Origin of the sequence: Curtobacterium sp. MCBA15_013, from assembly GCF_001865095.1 — a bacterium.
In the GTDB taxonomy this organism is placed as follows: Bacteria; Actinomycetota; Actinomycetes; order Actinomycetales; family Microbacteriaceae; genus Curtobacterium.
The window spans coordinates 153084-172076 of record NZ_MJGQ01000015.1; the positions used below are offsets into that span (position 1 = coordinate 153084).

The window sequence follows — 18993 nt, forward strand, 5'->3', positions numbered from 1 at the left end:
CCGGGGATCGCGAACCAGAACGGTCACCACTCGCCACCCGATCAGCGGTCGAACAGCCCGCCGAGGAAGTCGTTGCCGAGTTTCGACGCCTGCTCACCGAGCCCACCGAGCAGCTGCTCGCCCTCGCCCGCGAGTCCCTCGACACCACCGCCGAGGTCTCCGAGTCCGAGGTCGCCGATCCCGGCGGCGATGCCCTCGAAATCGACGCCGAGGTTCGCGGCCTCGGCCAGCACCGGCCCCGCGGCCGCGCTGAGCACCGCGCCACCGGCGACCGCTGCGCCCAGACCGCCGAGCGCCATCGCACCGGCGCCGACCGCTGCCCCGCCGGCGAACGCTCCACCGCGGCCGCGCCCCGCCGATCCGCCGCCGCCCAGGACACGTCGGACGAGTCCGGGCCGAGCGACCTCGCCGCGGGTCATCGCGCGGGCCATCCCACCGGCGGAGTCGTCGCGGAGGTGCTCGTGCGGCGGCAGCTCGGAGTTCAGGCGGTTGCGGATCTGCTGGCGCTGCGCGGGGGTGAGCCGGGCGAAGGCGTCGTGGTGGACCTGCTCGAGCTGCTCCGGCGGGGCGGTTCGCAGCAGGTAGTCGTACTTGGCGATCGCGACCTGGTCGGAGTCGGCCGACCCGTGCTGCCGCTGGCCGTGCTGCTGCTGGCCGGGCGCCTGGCCGTACGGATGCTGCTGGCCGTACGGCTGCTGCTGCCCGTGCTGCGCCTGCTGGTACCGGTCGTCCCCGGTCAGCTTGTCCGCCGCGCTCCGGACGATGCCGCGCCAGTCCGTCCCGCCCTGCTGCTGCCCGGCGCCGGCCGCGGGTCCCGCCTGCCCGCGCTTCTGGAGCTGCTTGTCGATGACCTTGCCGGCCATGCCGATGATGCGGTTGAGGTTCGCCATGCCCCAACCTTTGTGATCGCACATGTGAGCACTCAGGAACGCCCCGGTGGATCGGCCGGAGATGTCATCCGAAGCCCCTGTGAGGCACGCCCGGTCCCTCGCAGCGCCCGGGCGTCCCACCCTGGCGTTTCAGCCGAGGATCTGGGCGACGCGGAGGAAGAAGAAGCCGCCTGCGACGAGTCCGAGGATCACAGCGGCCAAGGACACGCCGAACCCGGTGATCCGCTGCCCCGTCAGCTGCCCGGCCCGGGCGAGGCCGATCGCGCCGAAGACGATGCCGAGGATGCTCGGGATCGCGAGCAGGTTGAAGATGAACGCGATCAGGGAGAGCACGAGCCCGGCGTACCCGAACGGGTTCGCCGATCGCGTCGCCCGGTCCTTGGCGACGCGGGCCTTGCGTCCGGTCAGCGGTCGATCACTCGATCCGATGCGGTACTCCGACGGTGCGGGTGGCCGCGGCGACGCTTCGGCCCCTGGGATGCCAGCGGGGAGCGTCGGCGCTGGCTGCGGAGCGAGTGCTCCCCAACGGAGGCCGTCCCACCAGCGCAGTCGCGCCTGGTCCTCCGGGTCCGGGTACCACCCTGCGACCGGCAGCGTCATACCGTCCCCCTCGTGCTCATGCCCACACCGTAGGGCCCGGGTGCCGACGGACTGCAGCCCCAGTTCGAGGGAACGCCGACCCCCGGTCAGGTCAGGATGCGCGCGAGGAACGCGTTCCGGAACCGCCCGGTCGGGTCGAGGTCACGGGCGAGCGCGGCGAAGTCGGACAGCCGCGGGTACACCTCGTGCAGCCGCTCGGCACTCGCCGCCGACACCTTCCCCCAGTGCGGGCGGGCGTCGAACGGGGCGAGGACGTCCTCGATCCGCTCCACCGCGGCTGCCACCGCGCTCACGTCCCGCCGGAACGTGAAGTGGATGCCGACCGACTGCCGCTCCGAGGACGGTGCGAGCCAGGCGGTGTCGGCGGCGATCGTCCGGACCTCGGTCGCGATGAGGATCGGCGCGAACAGCGACTCCAGGGGTCGGAGCGCCTGCAGTGCGTCGACCGCGGAACCGGCCGGCAGCAGGTACTCCGCCTGGATCTCCGCCCCGGTCGACGGCGTGAACGAGGACCGGAAGTGCGGGAGTCGCTCGGACCAGGGCCCCGGCACGCCGCCCTGCTCGGTGACGCCGGCGGGGTCGTTCTCCCCCGGGTGCACCGGGCCGTCGGCGGGACGGGCGCCGAGCGCGACGAGGTCGACGGCCGGTGCCGGTTCGCCCACGCGGTGCTTGACCCAGACCTGCCGGGCCCCGCGGTCGTCGAACGAGGTGAACAGCGACACCGAGTACGCGTCCGACACGACCTCGTCGAAGTGCTCCGCGACGGCGCCCCACGGCAGGTCGAGGTGCACGGTCGTGGCGACCTGGAAGGTGGGCTCGATCGCGAGCTCCACCGCGGTGACGACACCGAGCGCGCCGAGCGCCACCCGGTGCGCGTCGAGGGAACCGTCCGGTGTCGACGCATCGACGAACGCCAGGTCTCCGGAAGCGCGGACGACCTCGAGGCCGACCACAGCCTGCGCGAGCGACGGGTTGCGGACGCCGGAGCCGTGCGTGCCGGTGGCGACCGCGCCGGCGGTGGAGATGTGCGGCAGGGAGGCGAGGTTCGCGAGTGCCCAGCCCCGCGCCTCCAGGCCCGCGGCCACCTGGCTGTGGATCATGCCGGCGGCGACGCGCACGACCCGCCGGTCCTCGTCGATGTCGAGCACCGGCGGCAGGTCCGCCAGCGACACCTGGAGCGCGTCGGTGTCGGCGATCGTGTTGAACGAGTGCCGTGACCCGAGCGCCGTCAGGCGCGGCGTCGACGCGACGAGCTGCTGCAGCTCGTCGACCGACGTCGGGCGCGCCAGGCCGGACGCCCGGTAGGTGACGTTGCCCGCCCAGTTCGTCCGCGTCGTCGCGCTCACGGTCACGAGCCTAGAACCCCCGGTCGAGACGGTGCCACGTCTGCTGGAGGCGCAGCTCGTCGCGGAACCCGCGCTCGGTGGTGTGCTCGTCGATGACGAGGAACTCCGTGCCGACCATGGTCGCGAAGTCCTCGACCACCTGCAGGCCGACGGCCGTCGTCATGACGGTGTGGTGGGCGGCGCCGGCGGTGAGCCAGGCCTCTGCGGCGACGGGGAACGACGGGCGCGGCTCCCAGACGGCACGGCCGACCGGCAGCTTCGGCAGAGCCTCGGTGGGCGGCACGACGTCCACCACGTTCGCGGTGAGGCGGAAGCCGTCGCGGGTGTCGGAGAGGGCGACCACGACGGCCTCGCCGGCGTCGGCCGTGAAGACCAGGCGCACCGGGTCGTCCTTGCCGCCGATGCCGAGCGGGTGGATCTCGAGCGTCGGCTTCGTGGTGGTGAGGGTCGGCGAGACCTCGAGCATGTGCGCGCCGAGGATCTTCTCGGCACCCGGCGTGAGGTCGTACGTGTAGTCCTCCATGAGCGACGCGCCACCGGGGAGGCCGGCGCCGGCGACGTTCATCGCACGGACGAGGACGGCGGTCTTCCAGTCGCCCTCGGCACCGAAGCCGTACCCGTCGGCCATCAGGCGCTGCACGGCGAGGCCCGGCAGCTGCTTGAGCGTGCCGAGGTCCTCGAAGTTGGTGGTGAAGGCGGCGGACCCGTTCTGCGCGAGCAGGGTGCGGAGGCCGATCTCGATCGCGGCGCCGTCGCGGAGGGACTGGTGGCGGTCACCACCGTCACGGAGCGACGGGTCGACGTCGTAGTCCTGCTGGTAGGTCGCGACGAGCGCATCGACCGCTGCCGTGTCGGCTTCCGCCGAGGCGACCGCCTCGGCCAGCTCGTTGACGGCCCAGGTGTTCACCTGCACGCCGAGCTCGATCTCCGCCTCGGTCTTGTCGCCCTCGGTGACCGCGACGTACCGCATGTTGTCGCCGAACCGGGTGAGCTTGAGCTCCCGCACGGCCGCGGCACCGGCGGCGGCGCGGGTCCAGTTCGCGACCCGCTGCTGGACGCGGGGGTCCGAGACGTGCCCGACGGCGGTGGCGTGCCGGACGCCGAGGCGCGCCAGGGCGTACCCGAACTCGCGGTCACCGTGCGCCGCCTGGTTGAGGTTCATGAAGTCGAAGTCGATGTCCGCCCAGGGCAGCGTGACGTTCGCCTGGGTGTGCAGGTGCAGCAGCGGCTTCGTGAGCGCCTGCAGGCCGCCGATCCACATCTTCGCGGGGCTGAACGTGTGCATCCACGTCGTCACACCGATGACCTTGTCGTCCGCGCTGGCCTCGATGAGGGCGCGCCGGATGCCGTCCGCGTCCTTCAGCACGGGCTTCCAGACGAGCTTCACCGGCACGTGCGGTGCCAGCGTCTCGTGCACGTGCTTGCTCTGCGACTCCACCTGGCGCAGGGTCTCCTCGCCGTACAGCCCCTGGGAGCCGGTGAGGAACCAGACCTCGTAGCCCGCCAGCGTCTCGGCGGGGTCGACGACGTGCGTCGCGGTGTCGTGGGTCACTGGAGTGCTCCTTCGGGGGTCTGTCCGTAGACGTTCTGGTAGCGATCGAAGAGTCGGTCGATGTCTGCTTCGGCGATCGGGACGACGTCCCCGCCCTGCTTCGCGATGTGCACGGTCCGGGCGACGTCCTCGCACATCACGGCGGCCTTCACGGCGTCCTTCGCGTCGCGGCCGATCGTGAAGACGCCGTGGTTCTGCATGAGCACCGCACGCGAGCGGTGGCCGGCGAGGGTCTCGACGATGCCGTGTCCGATCGAGTCGTCGCCGATGATCGCGAACGGTCCGACCGGGATCGGTCCGCCGAACTCGTCCGCCATCGCGGTGATGACGCACGGGATGGGCTCTGCCCGTGCCGCCCACGCCGTCGCGTACGTCGAGTGGGTGTGCACGACGCCGCCGACCTCCGGCATGTTCCGGTAGACGTAGGCGTGCGCGGCGGTGTCGGAGCTCGGCCCGTGGCTGTTCTCCCAGCCGTCGGCCGGCACCCCGTCGAGCGTGCAGACGACCTGGTTCCCGGGGGTCAGGTCGTCGCTGGACACGCCGCTCGGCTTGATGACGAAGAGGTCCGTGCCCGGCACCCGCTCGGAGACGTTGCCGCCGGTCCAGATCACGAGGCCGTAGCGGACGAGTTCGCCGTGCAGGCGGGCGACGCGTTCGCGGGTGGCGGCGACGGCCTGCTGGGTGTCGGTGGTCATCGGGTCGGCTCCTTCTCGGCCTGGAGGCGCGGTTCGCCTGCCGTCGTCGGCTCGGCTCCGGGGGTGGTCGCGCTGGCGCTGGCGCTGGTGTCGGTGCTTGCGGGGGTCGCTTCGGGGCGGGTCGCGGCGGCGGCGACGTCCTGGACGGGCAGGGCCCGCCGGTAGCGCTCGAGGTACGTCTGGAACCCGTCGACGTCGGCCGGCTCGGGCTCGGACACGTGCACGGCGTCGCCGGCGAACACCGTGTCGGCGAGGAAGTCCGCCAGGTGCTGGTCGGTGTGCTCGAGGTAGGCGGCGAGCACCGCGATCCCCCACGCACCGCCCTCGCCCGCGGTCTCCTCGAGCGCGACGGGCACGCGGAGGGCGGCTGCGAGCAGGCGTTGCGGTGCGCCGGGCGTCCGGAAGAGCCCGCCGTGGGCGGTCATCCGGTCGACCTGGACCTCCTCGCCGTGCAGGACGTCCATGCCGATCGCGAGGGTGGCGAAGGCGCCGTGCACTTCGGAGCGCACGAGGTTGCCGAGCGTGAAGCGTGCGTCCGGGGTCCGGAGCAGCAGGGGTCGGCCGTCCTCGACGTGCGTGACGGGCTCCCCGGCGAGGTAGTTGAAGGAGAGCAGGCCGCCGGCGTCGGGGTCCGCGTGCTCGGCTTCGGCCAGCAGCGTCGCGTAGACGGTGTCGATGTCCGGTGCCGTGCTGCCGGTGCGCTCGCTCGCGGCCTCGGCGAACCGGCCGAACACGCGCGCCCAGCTCGCGATCTCGCTCGCACCGTTGTTGCAGTGCACCATCGCGACGGCGTCCCCGGAGGGCGTGGTGACGACGTCGAGCTCCTCGTGCGGGGTCGCGAGCGGGTGCTCCAGCACGACCATCGCGAAGATGCTCGTGCCGACGCTGACGTTGCCCGTGCGCGGTGCGACGGCGTTCGTCGCGACCATGCCCGTGCCGGCGTCACCCTCGGGCGGGCAGAGGGGAACACCAGGGAGCAGGGTGCCGGACGGGTCGAGCCACGCGGCTCCCTCGGGGGTGAGGGCTCCCGCGTCGTCCCCGGCGACGAGCACCTCGGGCAGGAGCGCCCGGAGGTCCCCGACCCCGATCAGGTCCTCGGCCGTCCGGAGCATCGCGCCGTCGTAGTCGCGCGTGCCGGGGTCGCCCGGTCCGCTGTCCGCCGGGGTGCTGTCGATCGGGAAGACACCGCTCGCATCGCCGACGCCGAGCACGTCCCGCCCCGTGAGCCGTCGGTGCACGTACCCGGCGAGGGTCGTGACGCTCGCGAGGTCGGCGACGTGCGGCTCGTCGTCGAGGACGGCCTGGTACAGGTGCGCGATGGACCAGCGCAGCGGGATGTTGAACCCGAGGGCGTCGCTGAGTCGTTCGGCGGCGGGGCCGGTCGAGGTGTTGCGCCAGGTGCGGAACGGCACGAGCAGCTCGCCCGCGGCGTCGAACGCGAGGTAGCCGTGCATCATCGCGCTCACGCCGGCGGCGCGGAAGGTCGTCGGGGTGACGCCGTACTGGGCCTCGACGTCGGCCACGAGGGCGGCGTAGGCGGCGCGGAGTCCGGTCTCGACGGCCTCGAGGGAGTACGTCCAGCGCCCGTCGACGAACTCGTTCTCCCACTCGTGGGCGCCCGCGGCGATGGGGACGAGGTCCTCGTCCACGAGGCACGCCTTGATGCGGGTGGAGCCGAGCTCGATCCCGAGCGTGGTTCGGCCGTCCACGACCTGCTGCCTGCGGTCGTCGCCCATGCGTTCCTCCAGAACCTCGTCGTCCTCCGTGAGCGCTCACATCCTGGCACGTGAGCGCTCACTCCCGCAACGCCGCCACGCCCGCGCCCGCCCAGGTCGCACGAACCGCCGCTCGCCGCCGCCCCGAACGGCACGTCGTGCGACCTGACCGACCAGGCCACGGCGAGTCGTGCGACCTCGGCCCGCCCGCCGGCTGGCGCCCCGCGCGGGCCCTACGCGCCGACGGTGCTCTCGCGGACGACCAGAGACGGGGTCACGGTCGCGGACGCCGCAGCGCCCCCGTCGATGAGGTCGAGCAGCGCCCGACCGGCCACGCGCCCGAGCTCCTCGAGGCGCAGGTCCACCGTGGTCAGCGGCGGCCGGCTCGCGAGCGCCATCACGTCCCAGTCGTCGAACCCGGCGACCGCGACGTCGTCCGGCACGGACAGCCCGAGCTCCCGCAGCCGGTCGCACACGCCCCGCGCGATCTGGTCGCTTCCGCAGACGATCGCGTCCACGCCGAGCGCACCCGACCCGGACGCCGCCCCGGCCCCGGTCCCTGCCGACGCGAGCCCCACGCCCCGCGCCAGCACGTCCACCGCCTGCCGCCCCCACCGCTCCGACCACTCGCCGTACAGCGGTTCGGCCACGAGGCTCGCGCCGAGCACCTCGGTGGCGCCGGACACACGCCGGACCGCCGACCGGTGCCGCTCGGGCCCCGTGACGATCGCCACCCGCCGTCGCCCGGTCGACAGCACGTGCGCGGCGACGGCCGCCGACCCGGCGGCGTCGTCGAGCGTGACCGACACGTCGTCCGGGTCGGTCGAGGGCGTGAACGCGTACACGACCGGGATCGGCACGTCGATCGGCGGCCGGGCGTCGGCGGAACGGCCGGTCACGATGATGCCGTCGACCCCGCGGGCGGCGAGCGAGCGGAGGTAGTGGGCCTCGCGGACGTGGTCGTCGCGGGTGTCGCACAGCAGCACGGCCATCTGCCCGGCGGAGAGGGCGTCCTCAGCGCCGAGGAGCACCGGGATCGAGAACCGGCCGAACGAGTCCGTCGTGATCATGCCCACCGTGTAGGTCCGACCCGAGGAGAGCGCGCGGGCCCGGGCATCGCCGACGAACCCGAGCTTCTCGGCGGCGTCCTTCACCCGCGCGCGCGTCGACTCCCGGAGCTGCCCGGTGCCGTTCAGTGCCTTCGAGGCGGTGCCGATCGACACGCCGGCGAGCGCCGCGACGTCGGTGATCCGGACGGTCCGCCCAGCGCGCTCCAGAGTCACGGCAAACCCCTTTCCGGATGCGGGAAACTGACCACGACTATACGCACGATGTGAGAAGACGCCCTTGCGCGCCTCCAGGTCGTGTCGTAACGTCCTCCGCAGAAACCGTTTTCCGGAACCAGCACGGAACCGGACCCGGCCTGAGTCACATCGCAAGGAGGCGACATGACCACCACGCTCGCGACCGACAGCCGCGCGCACACCGCGACCCCGGTCCTCCCGACCGCGGACGCGCACCTGACGCTCCGTCCGCTGCCCACGGGCGACGCCCGGATCACCGGCGGCTTCTGGGCCCTCCGACAGGACCGGAACGGCCGCGACGCGGTCCGCGGCGGGTACGCCCTGCTCGAGGCGGCCGGGAACTTCCGGAACCTCCGCATCGCCGCCGGCCTCGAGGAAGGCGACGCGACCGGCCCGATCTTCATGGACTCCGACGTCACCAAGTGGCTCGAGGCGGTGGCGTGGGAGTACGGCCGAGCCCCCGCCGAGGACCTGCTGGAACTCCAGCGCGAGGTCACCGCCCTGTACGCCCAGGCGCAGGCCGACGACGGCTACCTCGACTCCGTGCAGCAGATCCGCGGGAAGGGCGAGCGGTACACGGACCTCAAGTGGAGCCACGAGATGTACTGCGCCGGACACCTGTACCAGGCGGCCGTGGCACAGCACCGCGCGACGGGCGACACCGGGCTGCTCGACGTCGCGATCAAGAACGCGGACCACCTCGTCCGCACGTTCGGCGACGGCCCCGGCAAGGTCCGCGACGTCGACGGCCACCCGGTGGTCGAGATGGGCCTCGTGGAGCTCTACCGCGAGACCGGCAACCGCGAGTACCTCGACCTCGCGCACTGGTTCGTCGACGCCCGGGGCACCGGCATCATCGAGCGCGCCGGCGGCGAGCCGACGTACTTCTCCGACCGGGTGCCGAGCCGCCAGGCGACGACCGTCGAGGGCCACGCGGTCCGCGCCGTGTACCTCGCAGCCGGCGCCGTGGACGTCGCGATCGAGACCGGCGACACCGAGCTCCTGACCGCGAGCGAGACGCAGTTCGCGGACATGATGGCCACGAAGGCGTTCATCACCGGCGGTCTCGGCGCGCGCTGGGACTGGGAGGCGTTCGGCGATCCGTACGAGCTCCCGACCGACCGTGGGTACGCCGAGACCTGTGCGGCCATCGGCGGGATCCAGTGGGCCTGGCGCCTGCTCCTCGCGACCGGGAAGCCCGTGTACGCCGACGCGATCGAGCGCCTGCTGTACAACGCGTTCCTCGCGGGCGTGAGCCTCGCCGGCACCGAGTACTTCTACGTCAACCCGCTGCAGCAACGTGACCACGCGCACCAGGACGAGAACCGCTCCCCCGCGCACGGCCGCCGCGGCTGGTTCGACTGCGCCTGCTGCCCGCCGAACATCATGCGGACGTTCGCGAGCCTCGACGGCTACCTCGCCACCGCGACCGACGGCGGCCTCCAGCTGCACCAGTACGCCACGGCCTCGCTCGGCCCGGTCGACGTCGAGACCGGGTACCCGCACGACGGCCGCGTGGTCGTCACCGTCACCGAGGACGGCCCGCTCGCCCTCGGCCTGCGGATCCCGTCCTGGTCGGACACCACGACGGTGCAGGGTCCGGACGGCACGGCCAGCCCCGCCGCGGGCACGCTGCACGTCATCGACCGCGAGTGGGCGGCCGGCGACACCGTCGAACTCGTCTTCGACACGACGCCGCACCGGTACGTCGCCGACGCCCGGATCGACGCCGCACGCGGGCAGGTCGCCATCGAGCGCGGACCGCTGGTGTACGCGGTCGAGCAGGCGGACCAGCAGGGCTTCACGGTCGACGACCTGACGGTCGACGCCGACGCGCCGATCACCGAGGAGCGGCAGGACGGGCTCCTCGACGGCGTCGTCACGCTGCGCGTCGCCGGACACGCCCCGGCCGAGCACGCGCAGGCAGCGTGGCCGTACCGCCGACTGGACGGTCCAGGAGGAACGGATCACGCAGGTGCGGCGACCAGCGTCGACGACGCGGCCGGGTCCACGGCGGCCGCCACGCGCCTCCAGGACGTCACCGCCACCGCGGTCCCGTACTACGCCTGGGCGAACCGCGGAGCCGCGCCGATGCGCGTCTGGCTCCCGCTGGCGCGGTGACACGATGGACCGCAGAGCGTTCCTCGCCGGCGGTCTCGCCGGCGGGGCGGCCCTCGCCCTGGCGGGGTGCTCCGGCACCCTGCCGAAGGTCGACGCGCGCGTCGCGAGCTTCGGCCGGAACGCGACCGGCACCGTGCACGTCTGGTGCCGCTCGGCGACGCAGGCCGGACTGACGGCGGCGGTCGCCGGGTTCAACAAGGCGAACCCGGAGCTGCAGGTCGAGCTGACGCCCGTGCCGGACGGACAGTACGTGACGAAGCTCGCGACCGCGATCCGTGGTGGTGAGCCGCCGGACGTCGTGGACATCGACGACATCAACTCGCAGCTGTTCATCTTCCGCGAAGCGTTCGCCGACCTCACCGACGTCGTGAAGGGGCTCGACTACTTCGACGCGATCTCACCCGGCCACCTCCGGCTGCTCGAGTACCGCGACCGGTACTACGGGCTGCCGTACCTGGCGGACAACTCGCAGTTGTTCGTCAACACCGAGCTGTTCGACCGGGCCGGCCTCGACGTCGAGGACGCGACGAAGGACCTCGACTCGCTGCTCGCCGCCGCGAAGGCGATCCGGAAGACCGGCGACGACGTGTACGGGTGGTCGATCTCGGGCAACGCCGCCGGCATCATCGGGTTCGTCACGCAGCCGCACGTCTGGGCCACCGGCGTCGACATGATGTCCGGCGAGGTCGGCAAGCAGACGGCGAACATCACCGGCAACGAGGCGCTCGAACGCATGCTCGAGTTCTACCGGCAGCTGTGGAAGGACGGCGTGCTGTCGAAGGCGACCTTCGCGGACGCCGGGACCACGTGGGGTGCCGACTTCCGGGCCGGCAAGGTCGGCATCTTCCCGACCTCGTACGGTGCGACCGTGCCCGCCGCGACGAAGGCGATGCGGGCGAAGATGCAGACGGTGCTGATCCCGTCGTGGGACGGCAAGCGCTCGTTCTTCGACGGCGGCGACAACATGTGCATCCCGAACGGGGCGGCGAACCCGTCCGGGGGCTGGGCGTTCATGCAGTACGCGAACGGTCTGCAGCAACAGCAGGCGCTGCCGGACGGCGGGTACTTCCCGACCCGGTCCGACGCCGCGACACCGGCCTACCGGAAGAAGTACCCGCTCGCGTTCGGCCCGCTCGACGCGATCGAGAAGGGGTACGCGCCGCAGACGCTCGCGTACAACCTGCTCGTCAACCAGCCCTCGTCGCCGTACTTCGCGATGTTCCGCGAGGCGGTGTTCGGCTCGGGGGCCGCTGCGGCCATGAAGACGGCGCAGTCGGACTACATCCGCATCCTCGACCAGGTCCAGGCCTGAGCGACCGTTCGCTCGTTCGCTCGTTCGCTCGTTGCACAGAGAGGTGCAGACATGACCACCGTCTCCAACCGACGGACCGGCGCCGGCCGTCCGACCGTCGGCCGTGGCGTCAGCCGCCCGGGTCCGTCCCGGAACTCGCTCACGCACCCGCCGCGCACCGGCGCCGTGCTCGTCACCCCGGCGATCGTGTTCGTCGCGGTGTTCGTCCTCGCGCCGCTGGTGTTCGCGCTCTACATCTCGTTCACGAACTGGCCCCTGATCGGCCCGTACCGGTTCATCGGACTGCAGAACTACCTGACGCTGTTCCAGGACCCGACGTTCGTGCACGCCATCGGGTACACGCTGCTCTACACGGCGATCGTGACGGTGCCGATCCTGGCGCTCGGGTACTTCCTCGCCGTGCTCATCCGGGCCCGACGGCGCGGGTCGACGTTCCTGCGCACGGTGTTCTTCCTGCCGTACGTCGTCGGGCTGACCACGCTGTCGTTCATGCTCGTGCTCGAGGCGCAGCCGAACTCCGGCGCGGTGAACATGGTGCTGCGCTGGCTCGGGATCACCGACGGCAGCACGGCGTGGCTCGTGAACGGCCCGCTCGCGACGCTGCTCATCTGCGTGCTCGTCGTCTGGGCGGTGTCCGGGCTGACGATGGTGCTCGTGATGTCCGCCATGCAGGGCATCCCCGACGAGGTGTACGAGTCCGCCCAGCTCGAAGGGGCCTCGTGGTGGCAGACCGAACGCCTCATCACGATGCCGATGATCCGCTCCACGCTCGCCCTCAGCGCGATCATCTCGGTCATCGGGTCACTGCTCGCGTTCAACCAGTTCTACATCCTGACCCAGGGCGGGCCGGGCACGGAGACCACGACGATCGTCAACGCGATCTACAACCGCGGCTTCGTGAACCTGCAGCTCGGCGCGGCGACCGCCGAGTCGATCGCCCTCGTCGTCGTCATCGCCGCCGTCACCGTGTTCCAGTTCTGGGCACTGCGAGAGAAGGACTGAGCCATGAGCACCACCGCTTCCCGTGCGGGCCTCGCGGCCCCGGACCTGTCCACCCGCACGCTGACCACCTCCGGCGACGGAGGCCGCCGTCGCCGCCACCAGGGCAGCGTGCGCCACCCGCGCGACACCGCCGTGAAGCGCACGCTGTACGTCATCGCCGGGGTCGGCGCGACGCTGGTGTTCGGCGTCCCGCTCATCTGGTCGATCCTGCGGGCCTTCCAGTCCGAGGCCGTCATCACCCAGGCGGCCGACCCGGCGACGTTCTTCCAGCTCGGGTGGCAGAACTTCGCCGCGGTCTTCAGCCCCTCGTCGCACCTGCTCACCGGCGTCGTGAACTCGCTCGTCGTGTCGATCGCCACGGCCGTCCTGACCGCCGTGATCGCGACGATGGCCGGGTACGGGTTCGCCCGGTTCCGGTTCCGCGGTTCCGGCGTCGTCTTCGGGCTGGTGCTGCTGACGATGATGGTGCCGTTCCAGGCGATCCTCACGCCGCTGTACCTCGAGATGAACGCGATGAAGCTCACGAACTCACTGCTCGGGCTCGTGCTCTTCTACACGACGGTGAACCTGCCGTTCGGGGTGTTCGTGATGCGGAACGCGTTCGAGTCGATCCCGACGGAGCTCGAGGACTCGGCGTTCGTCGACGGCGCCTCGCGCTTCCGGGTCGTCGTGTCGGTGCTGCGGCCGCTGCTGCTGCCCGGTGCCGCGACGGCCGCGCTGTACGCGTTCCTGGCGTCGTGGACGGAGTTCCTCGGGGCGCTGACCTTCCTCACGAAGGACTCGCTCTACACGCTGCCCGTCGCGCTGCTCAACCTGCAGACCGGGGCGTACGGGCAGGTGTCGTACGGGAACCTCGTGGCCGGGTCCGTCGTGGCGATGATCCCGTGCATCGCGCTGTACGTCGGGCTGCAGCGGTTCTACGTCGCCGGGCTGTCGTCCGGCGCGCTGAAGGGCTGACGGTCGGCGCTGCCGCGCGGCGCCGTCCTCGCACCGTGCGGGGGCGGCGCTGCCGCGTGCGAGAGCGGCGCTGCCGCGGGCCGGGGCGGCGTTGCCGCGGGCCGGGGGCCCCGAGCGGGCGAAGAACGTCACATTCGGCCCGCACACCCGGCCTGTTCTGCCCGCTCGACGACGAACCCGCGGCGAGTCGTGCCCGCTCGGCGAACCCGCGAAGCTGCGCCCGCGCCGCCGTGCCCCCGCGCCCGCGCCGCCGTACCGCCTGCGCGGCGCGCCGCGCCCTACGCGCTCCGGCGCACCACCAGCTCGGGCACGAGCAACGTCTCGTCCCGCGGCTCCCCCTCGACGAGGGCCCGCACGGTGTCGAGCACCCGCTCCCCCATCGCCCGGAAGTCCTGCCGCACGGTGGTGAGCGGCGGCGTGAAGTGCGCCGCCTCGGGAACGTCGTCGAAACCCACCACGGCGATGTCGTCCGGCACCCGCAGTCCCTCGTCGGCGAAGGCGTGCAGGACCCCGAGCGCCATCTGGTCGTTCCCGGCGAAGACCGCGTCGACGGTGTGCACGTCGATCGTCCGGGCCGCCGCGAACCCGCTCGCCGGGGTCCAGTCGCCGTCGAGCACCACGGGCTCGAGCCCCGCGTCGCGCATGATCCGCTCGTAGGTCACCCGGCGGACCTCGGACTCCTGCGAGACCGCAGGGCCGGCGATGTGCACGATCCGGCGGTGCCCGCGGGCGAACAGGTGCTCCATCACGAGCGAGGTCCCCGCCGCCTGGTCGATCGCGACCGCCGCGACGCTCGGTGCCACCGGAGCCCTGGCCGCGTCCCGCTGCACGGCGTTCGCGACGACGACGGGCACCGAGACCGGGACGGTCAGCGAGGCGAGGGCGTCGAGCACCCGGTTGTCGGCGGCGACGAGCACGATGGCGGCGACGTCCTGGGCGAGCAGCGTCACGAGGGCGTTCGACAGGTCGACGGGGCGCGGGTCGTCGGGCAGCGTGGAGAGCAGGACGTGGTAGCCGGCGGACCGGGCTGCCCGCTCGAATCCGATGGCAGTGCTCGACGGTCCGTACAGCGCGTCCCCGGCGGTGATGATGCCGAGCGCCCGACTGCGCCCCCCGGCGAGCGCCCGGGCGGCGGCACGGGGCCGGTACCCGAGTTCGGTGACCGCGTCGGACACCTGGGCGCGGAACTGCTCGCGGACCGTCGGGTCGCCGTTGATCACCCGCGAGACGGTCTGGTGGGAGACGCCCGCGCGCTCGGCGACGTCGAAGATCGTGGGTGCCTTGCGACGTTTGCCGCCGGCGTCCCCGAGCGCGGTCGTGGTCGTCACGTCGCCAACCGTACCGCGCAGTCCGGCCGACGCGACAAGATCGCGAAACGGTCACGGTGAGTTGACACCCCGTCACGGAACCCCCAGTATGTGAGCGCTCACACGAGCAAATCCCTCGGGGCACAGCAGCCCCGGCACCGAGCGCGTCGACGTGGACGCGCAGGAACAGAGGTACTTCGATGATGAAGCGCAAGATCGTCGCGGGCGTCGCCGCCCTCGGCATCGCCATCGCACTCGTCGGCTGCTCCGCCGGCGGACGCGCGTCCACCGACGGTGGGAGCAGCAGCGGCGACAACAAGGGCGCCCTGGTGGGCGTCGCGATGCCGACCAAGGTCTCGGAACGCTGGATCAAGGACGGCAACGCCGTCAAGAGCGACCTCGAGAAGGCCGGCTACAAGGTCGACCTCGAGTACGGCGACAACAAGGTCCAGCAGCAGGCGCAGCAGGTCAGCAACATGATCACGAAGGGCGCGAAGGTCCTCATCATCGCGTCGATCGACGGCGGAGCGCTCTCCGACCAGCTCGACGCCGCCGCCAAGGCCGGCATCAAGGTGATCTCCTACGACCGCCTGCTCACGGGCAACAAGAACGTCGACTACTACGTGTCGTTCGACAACGAGAAGGTCGGCGTCGACCAGGCGACGAGCCTGCTCACCGGCCTCGGCGTCCTCGACGCGGACGGCAAGAAGACCGGCGAGAAGGGCCCCTTCAACATCGAGGTCTTCGCCGGCTCGCTCGACGACAACAACGCGGGCTTCTTCTTCGACGGTGCGATGAAGACCCTCAAGCCGTACCTCGAGGACGGCACCCTGAAGATCCAGTCCGGCCAGGACCAGCTCTCGCAGGCCGCGACGCAGCAGTGGGACCCGGCGACCGCCAAGGCCCGCATGCAGAACCTCATCGCGAAGTCGTACTCCGGCGGCACCACGCTGAACGGCGTGCTCTCGCCGTACGACGGCATGTCGATCGGCATCATCTCGGCGCTCCAGGGCGCCGGGTACGGCTCGAGTGACCGCCCGCTCCCGACCATCACGGGGCAGGACGCCGAGCAGGCCAGCGTGAAGTCGATCATCGCCGGTCAGCAGTACTCGACCATCTACAAGGACACGCGCAAGCTCGCCAAGCAGTCGGTCACCATGGCCGAGGACCTGCTCACCGGCAAGAAGCCCGAGGTCAACGACACGAAGAGCTACGACAACAAGGTCAAGGTCGTCCCGACCTACCTGTTCCAGCCGACCGTCGTGACGAAGGACAACTACAAGGAAGTCCTCGTCGACTCGGGCTACTACACCGAGGCCGACCTCAAGTAGGACGCAACCCATCTGTCGGACTGGAGGCGCGGGTCGACCCCGCCCCGCGCCTCCAGTCCGTCACCACCCGCGCGCCCACGCGCGGACGACGAAAAGGCGGTCCCACATGGCGGACACCATCCTCGAGATGCGTGACATCACCAAGACGTTCCCCGGGGTCAAGGCGCTGCAGGGGGTCTCGATCGAGGTCGAGCGCGGCCAGGTCCACGCGATCTGCGGCGAGAACGGCGCCGGCAAGTCCACCCTGATGAAGGTGCTGTCCGGGGTCTACCCGCACGGCTCCTTCGACGGCGAGATCCTCATCGACGGATCCCCCGTCGAGTTCGGCGACATCAACGGCTCGGAAGCGGCCGGGGTCGTGATCATCCACCAGGAGCTCGCGCTCAGCCCGTTCCTGTCGATCGCCGAGAACATCTTCCTCGGCAACGAACAGTCGAAGGCCGGGTTCATCGACTGGAACAAGACGAACCTCGCGGCCGCCGAGCTCCTGCAGCGCGTCGGCCTCAAGGACAACCCGGTCACGAAGATCGTCGACATCGGCGTCGGCAAGCAGCAGCTCGTCGAGATCGCGAAGGCCCTGTCGAAGCGGGTGAAGCTCCTCATCCTCGACGAGCCGACGGCAGCGCTGAACGACGACGACTCGGCGCACCTGCTCGACCTCATCCGGTCGCTGCAGGCCGAGGGGATGACGGCGATCATCATCAGCCACAAGCTCAACGAGATCAAGGCGATCGCGGACAAGGTCACGATCATCCGCGACGGCAAGACCATCGAGACGCTCGACATGCACGCCGACGACGTCTCCGAGGACCGGATCATCCGCGGCATGGTCGGTCGCGACCTGTCGAACCGGTACCCCGAGCGCGAGGACCCGCAGATCGGCGAGGAACTCCTCCGCATCGAGGACTGGACCGTCCACCACCAGCTCGACGCCTCGCGCGAGATCATCCACCAGGCGAACCTCTCCGTCCGCGCGGGCGAGGTCGTCGGCATCGCCGGGCTCATGGGTGCCGGACGGACCGAACTCGCGATGAGCGTGTTCGGCCAGTCCTACGGCACCGGGATCAGCGGCACCGTGTACAAGTGCGGCGTCCCGATCAAGACCCACACGGTGTCGCAGGCGATCGACAACGGCATCGCGTACGTCACCGAGGACCGGAAGCGCTACGGGCTCAACCTCATCGACGACATCAAGCGGAACATCTCCGGGTCGGCGCTCGGGAAGCTCGCGAACTGGGGCTTCGTCAACGCGTCCGAGGAGACCACCGTCGCCGGGCAGTTCCTCCGGAGCCTCAACATCAAGGCACCGAACGTCGACGTCGTCACCGGGAAGCTCTCCGGCGGCAACCAGCAGAAGGTCGTCCTGTCGAAGTGGATGTACGCCGACCCCGACGTGCTCATCCTCGACGAGCCCACGCGGGGCATCGACGTCGGCGCGAAGTACGAGATCTACACGATCATCAACCAGCTCGCAGACCAGGGGAAGGGGATCATCGTGATCTCCTCCGAGCTCCCCGAGCTCCTCGGCATCTGCGACCGCATCTACACGCTCTCCGAGGGCACGATCACCGCCGACGTGCCCCGCTCCGAGGCCACGCCCGAGGCCCTCATGCAGTACATGACCCAGGAACGGGAGACCCCTGTCAATGAACGCGCTTAAGTCCGCCGCCGGCTACCTCACCGGGCAGCTCCGACAGATCGGCCTGTTCATCGCGCTGATCGTCATCGTCATCTTCTTCCAGGTGACGACGAACGGCATCACCCTCGCCCCGATCAACGTCTCGAACCTGATCGTCCAGAACAGCTACATCCTCATCCTCGCCATCGGCATGGTGATGGTCATCATCGCCGGGCACATCGACCTCTCGGTCGGCTCGGTCGTGGCCTTCACCGGCGCCATGGCCGGTGTCATGATCACGCAGTGGGGCCTGCCCTGGCCGATCGCGGTCGTGCTCTGCCTGGTGGTCGGCGCCCTCGTCGGTGCCTGGCAGGGGTTCTGGATCGCCTACTTCGGGATCCCGGCGTTCATCGTCACGCTCGCGGGCATGCTCGCGTTCCGCGGCGCCGCGCAGATCGTCCTGCACAACCAGCAGATCTCGCCGTTCCCGGAGGGCTTCCGTTCCCTCGGCTCCGGCTTCCTGCCGTCGTTCGGCACCACAGGGTACGAGCCCCTCACGATGATCCTCGGTTTCGCGGCCGCGATCGTCCTCGTGGTCACGGCGTTCCGCGGTCGTGCCACACGGCGCAAGTACCAGCTCGAGAGCGAACCGTTCGCCTGGTTCATCACGAAGCTCGCCTTCACGGTCGCGCTCGTCATCTACGTGGCGCTCCTGCTCGCGAGCTACAACGGCACCCCGATCGTGCTCGTCGTGCTCGGTGCCCTCGTGGTGATCTACTCGGTCGTCATGCGGAGCGCGGTGTTCGGCCGCCACATCTACGCGATCGGCGGGAACGCGCTCGCCGCCCAGCTCTCCGGTGTGAAGACGAAGCGGGTCACGTTCCTGCTCTTCGTCAACATGGGCGTCATCTCGGCGCTGGCCGGCGTGGTGTTCACCGGCCAGCTCAACCTCGCGGCTCCGGGTGCCGGCAACGGCTTCGAGCTCGACGCCATCGCCGCGGTGTTCATCGGCGGCGCGGCCGTCACCGGTGGTATCGGGACGGTGCCGGGAGCGATCGTCGGTGGTCTCATCATCGGCATCCTGAACAACGGCATGTCGATCCTCGGCATCGGGACCGAGTACCAGTCGCTCATCAAGGGCCTGGTGCTGCTCGCCGCCGTCGCGTTCGACGTGTTCAACAAGCGCCGGGCGGCGTCCGCGCGCAAGTAGCGCGGGCGCGCGTTCGCGCGGGCGCGCGGGCGT

General features: G+C 71.0%; 15 protein-coding genes. 7 read left to right on the forward strand and 8 right to left on the reverse strand.

Annotation, left to right across the window (positions count from 1 at the left end; genetic code table 11):
• Positions 1-41: 41 nt before the first annotated feature.
• The 7 genes from BIV01_RS19755 to BIV01_RS10270 form a co-directional block, all read right to left on the reverse strand.
• Positions 42-890 (reverse strand): hypothetical protein, encoded by an 849-nt coding sequence (locus BIV01_RS19755; RefSeq protein ID WP_071302751.1) that lies wholly within the window; start codon positions 888-890, stop codon positions 42-44.
• Between the two features lie 129 nt (positions 891-1019).
• Complete coding sequence (locus tag BIV01_RS10245; RefSeq protein WP_071302752.1) at positions 1020-1490, reverse strand: DUF2510 domain-containing protein; 471 nt, start codon at positions 1488-1490, stop codon at positions 1020-1022.
• 86 nt (positions 1491-1576) lie between these two features.
• A complete protein-coding gene (locus BIV01_RS10250; RefSeq protein ID WP_071302889.1) occupies positions 1577-2836 on the reverse strand; it encodes a D-arabinono-1,4-lactone oxidase in 1260 nt (419 codons plus the stop codon).
• Positions 2837-2846: 10 nt separating this feature from the next.
• On the reverse strand, positions 2847-4388 hold the full coding sequence (araA, locus tag BIV01_RS10255; RefSeq protein WP_071302753.1) for an L-arabinose isomerase: 1542 nt from the start codon (positions 4386-4388) through the stop codon (positions 2847-2849).
• The gene (locus BIV01_RS10260; protein ID WP_071295581.1) at positions 4385-5083 is read right to left on the reverse strand and encodes an L-ribulose-5-phosphate 4-epimerase; all 699 of its coding nucleotides are present in this window, start codon (positions 5081-5083) and stop codon (positions 4385-4387) included. Before BIV01_RS10260 ends, araA begins: the two co-directional genes overlap by 4 nt.
• Entirely contained in the window at positions 5080-6819 is a 1740-nt protein-coding gene (locus BIV01_RS10265; RefSeq protein WP_071302754.1) for a xylulokinase, read from the reverse strand. Before BIV01_RS10265 ends, BIV01_RS10260 begins: the two co-directional genes overlap by 4 nt.
• Positions 6820-7031: 212 nt before the next feature.
• The gene (locus BIV01_RS10270) at positions 7032-8081 is read right to left on the reverse strand and encodes a LacI family DNA-binding transcriptional regulator (protein WP_070418201.1); all 1050 of its coding nucleotides are present in this window, start codon (positions 8079-8081) and stop codon (positions 7032-7034) included.
• Between the two features lie 165 nt (positions 8082-8246).
• Here BIV01_RS10270 and BIV01_RS10275 point away from each other — a divergent pair, with 165 nt between their 5' ends.
• The 4 genes from BIV01_RS10275 to BIV01_RS10290 are packed head-to-tail and all read left to right on the forward strand — an operon-like array spanning position 8247 to position 13494.
• Positions 8247-10223, forward strand: coding sequence for a glycoside hydrolase family 127 protein (locus BIV01_RS10275; protein ID WP_071302755.1), 1977 nt, complete (start codon positions 8247-8249; stop codon positions 10221-10223).
• A 4-nt stretch (positions 10224-10227) separates the two neighbouring features.
• A complete protein-coding gene (locus BIV01_RS10280) occupies positions 10228-11535 on the forward strand; it encodes an ABC transporter substrate-binding protein (RefSeq protein ID WP_071302756.1) in 1308 nt (435 codons plus the stop codon).
• A 51-nt stretch (positions 11536-11586) separates the two neighbouring features.
• Positions 11587-12537 carry a carbohydrate ABC transporter permease gene (locus BIV01_RS10285; RefSeq protein WP_070418198.1) on the forward strand — a complete coding sequence of 317 codons (951 nt, stop codon included), beginning with the start codon at positions 11587-11589 and terminating at the stop codon, positions 12535-12537.
• A gap of 3 nt (positions 12538-12540) precedes the next feature.
• Positions 12541-13494: a carbohydrate ABC transporter permease gene (locus BIV01_RS10290; protein ID WP_071295577.1), complete on the forward strand. Its 954-nt coding sequence runs from the start codon at positions 12541-12543 to the stop codon at positions 13492-13494.
• 278 nt (positions 13495-13772) lie between these two features.
• Here BIV01_RS10290 and BIV01_RS10295 read toward each other — a convergent pair whose 3' ends face one another.
• Entirely contained in the window at positions 13773-14822 is a 1050-nt protein-coding gene (locus tag BIV01_RS10295; protein WP_070418196.1) for a LacI family DNA-binding transcriptional regulator, read from the reverse strand.
• Positions 14823-15001: 179 nt separating this feature from the next.
• On the opposite strand from BIV01_RS10295, the gene chvE reads away from it, so the two are divergent.
• The 3 genes from chvE (at position 15002) to mmsB (ending at position 18960) form a co-directional block, all read left to right on the forward strand.
• Positions 15002-16132: a multiple monosaccharide ABC transporter substrate-binding protein gene (gene chvE, locus BIV01_RS10300; protein WP_071302757.1), complete on the forward strand. Its 1131-nt coding sequence runs from the start codon at positions 15002-15004 to the stop codon at positions 16130-16132.
• Positions 16133-16238: 106 nt separating this feature from the next.
• Positions 16239-17792, forward strand: a complete 1554-nt coding sequence (mmsA, locus tag BIV01_RS10305; protein ID WP_071302758.1) for a multiple monosaccharide ABC transporter ATP-binding protein — start codon at positions 16239-16241, stop codon at positions 17790-17792.
• Positions 17779-18960, forward strand: a complete 1182-nt coding sequence (mmsB, locus tag BIV01_RS10310; RefSeq protein ID WP_071295576.1) for a multiple monosaccharide ABC transporter permease — start codon at positions 17779-17781, stop codon at positions 18958-18960. Before mmsA ends, mmsB begins: the two co-directional genes overlap by 14 nt.
• Positions 18961-18993: the final 33 nt, after the last annotated feature.

Bases quoted from the DNA above. Each gene is read 5' to 3' on its own strand.
- BIV01_RS19755 (WP_071302751.1), bottom strand. From the start codon at position 890: ATGGCGAACCTCAACCGCATCATCGGCATGGCCGGCAAGGTCATCGAC.
- BIV01_RS10245 (WP_071302752.1), bottom strand. From the start codon at position 1,490: ATGACGCTGCCGGTCGCAGGGTGGTACCCGGACCCGGAGGACCAGGCG.
- BIV01_RS10260 (WP_071295581.1), bottom strand. From the start codon at position 5,083: ATGACCACCGACACCCAGCAGGCCGTCGCCGCCACCCGCGAACGCGTC.
- BIV01_RS10265 (WP_071302754.1), bottom strand. From the start codon at position 6,819: ATGGGCGACGACCGCAGGCAGCAGGTCGTGGACGGCCGAACCACGCTC.
- BIV01_RS10275 (WP_071302755.1), top strand. From the start codon at position 8,247: ATGACCACCACGCTCGCGACCGACAGCCGCGCGCACACCGCGACCCCG.
- BIV01_RS10280 (WP_071302756.1), top strand. From the start codon at position 10,228: ATGGACCGCAGAGCGTTCCTCGCCGGCGGTCTCGCCGGCGGGGCGGCC.
- BIV01_RS10285 (WP_070418198.1), top strand. From the start codon at position 11,587: ATGACCACCGTCTCCAACCGACGGACCGGCGCCGGCCGTCCGACCGTC.
- BIV01_RS10290 (WP_071295577.1), top strand. From the start codon at position 12,541: ATGAGCACCACCGCTTCCCGTGCGGGCCTCGCGGCCCCGGACCTGTCC.
- chvE (WP_071302757.1), top strand. From the start codon at position 15,002: ATGATGAAGCGCAAGATCGTCGCGGGCGTCGCCGCCCTCGGCATCGCC.
- mmsA (WP_071302758.1), top strand. From the start codon at position 16,239: ATGGCGGACACCATCCTCGAGATGCGTGACATCACCAAGACGTTCCCC.
- mmsB (WP_071295576.1), top strand. From the start codon at position 17,779: ATGAACGCGCTTAAGTCCGCCGCCGGCTACCTCACCGGGCAGCTCCGA.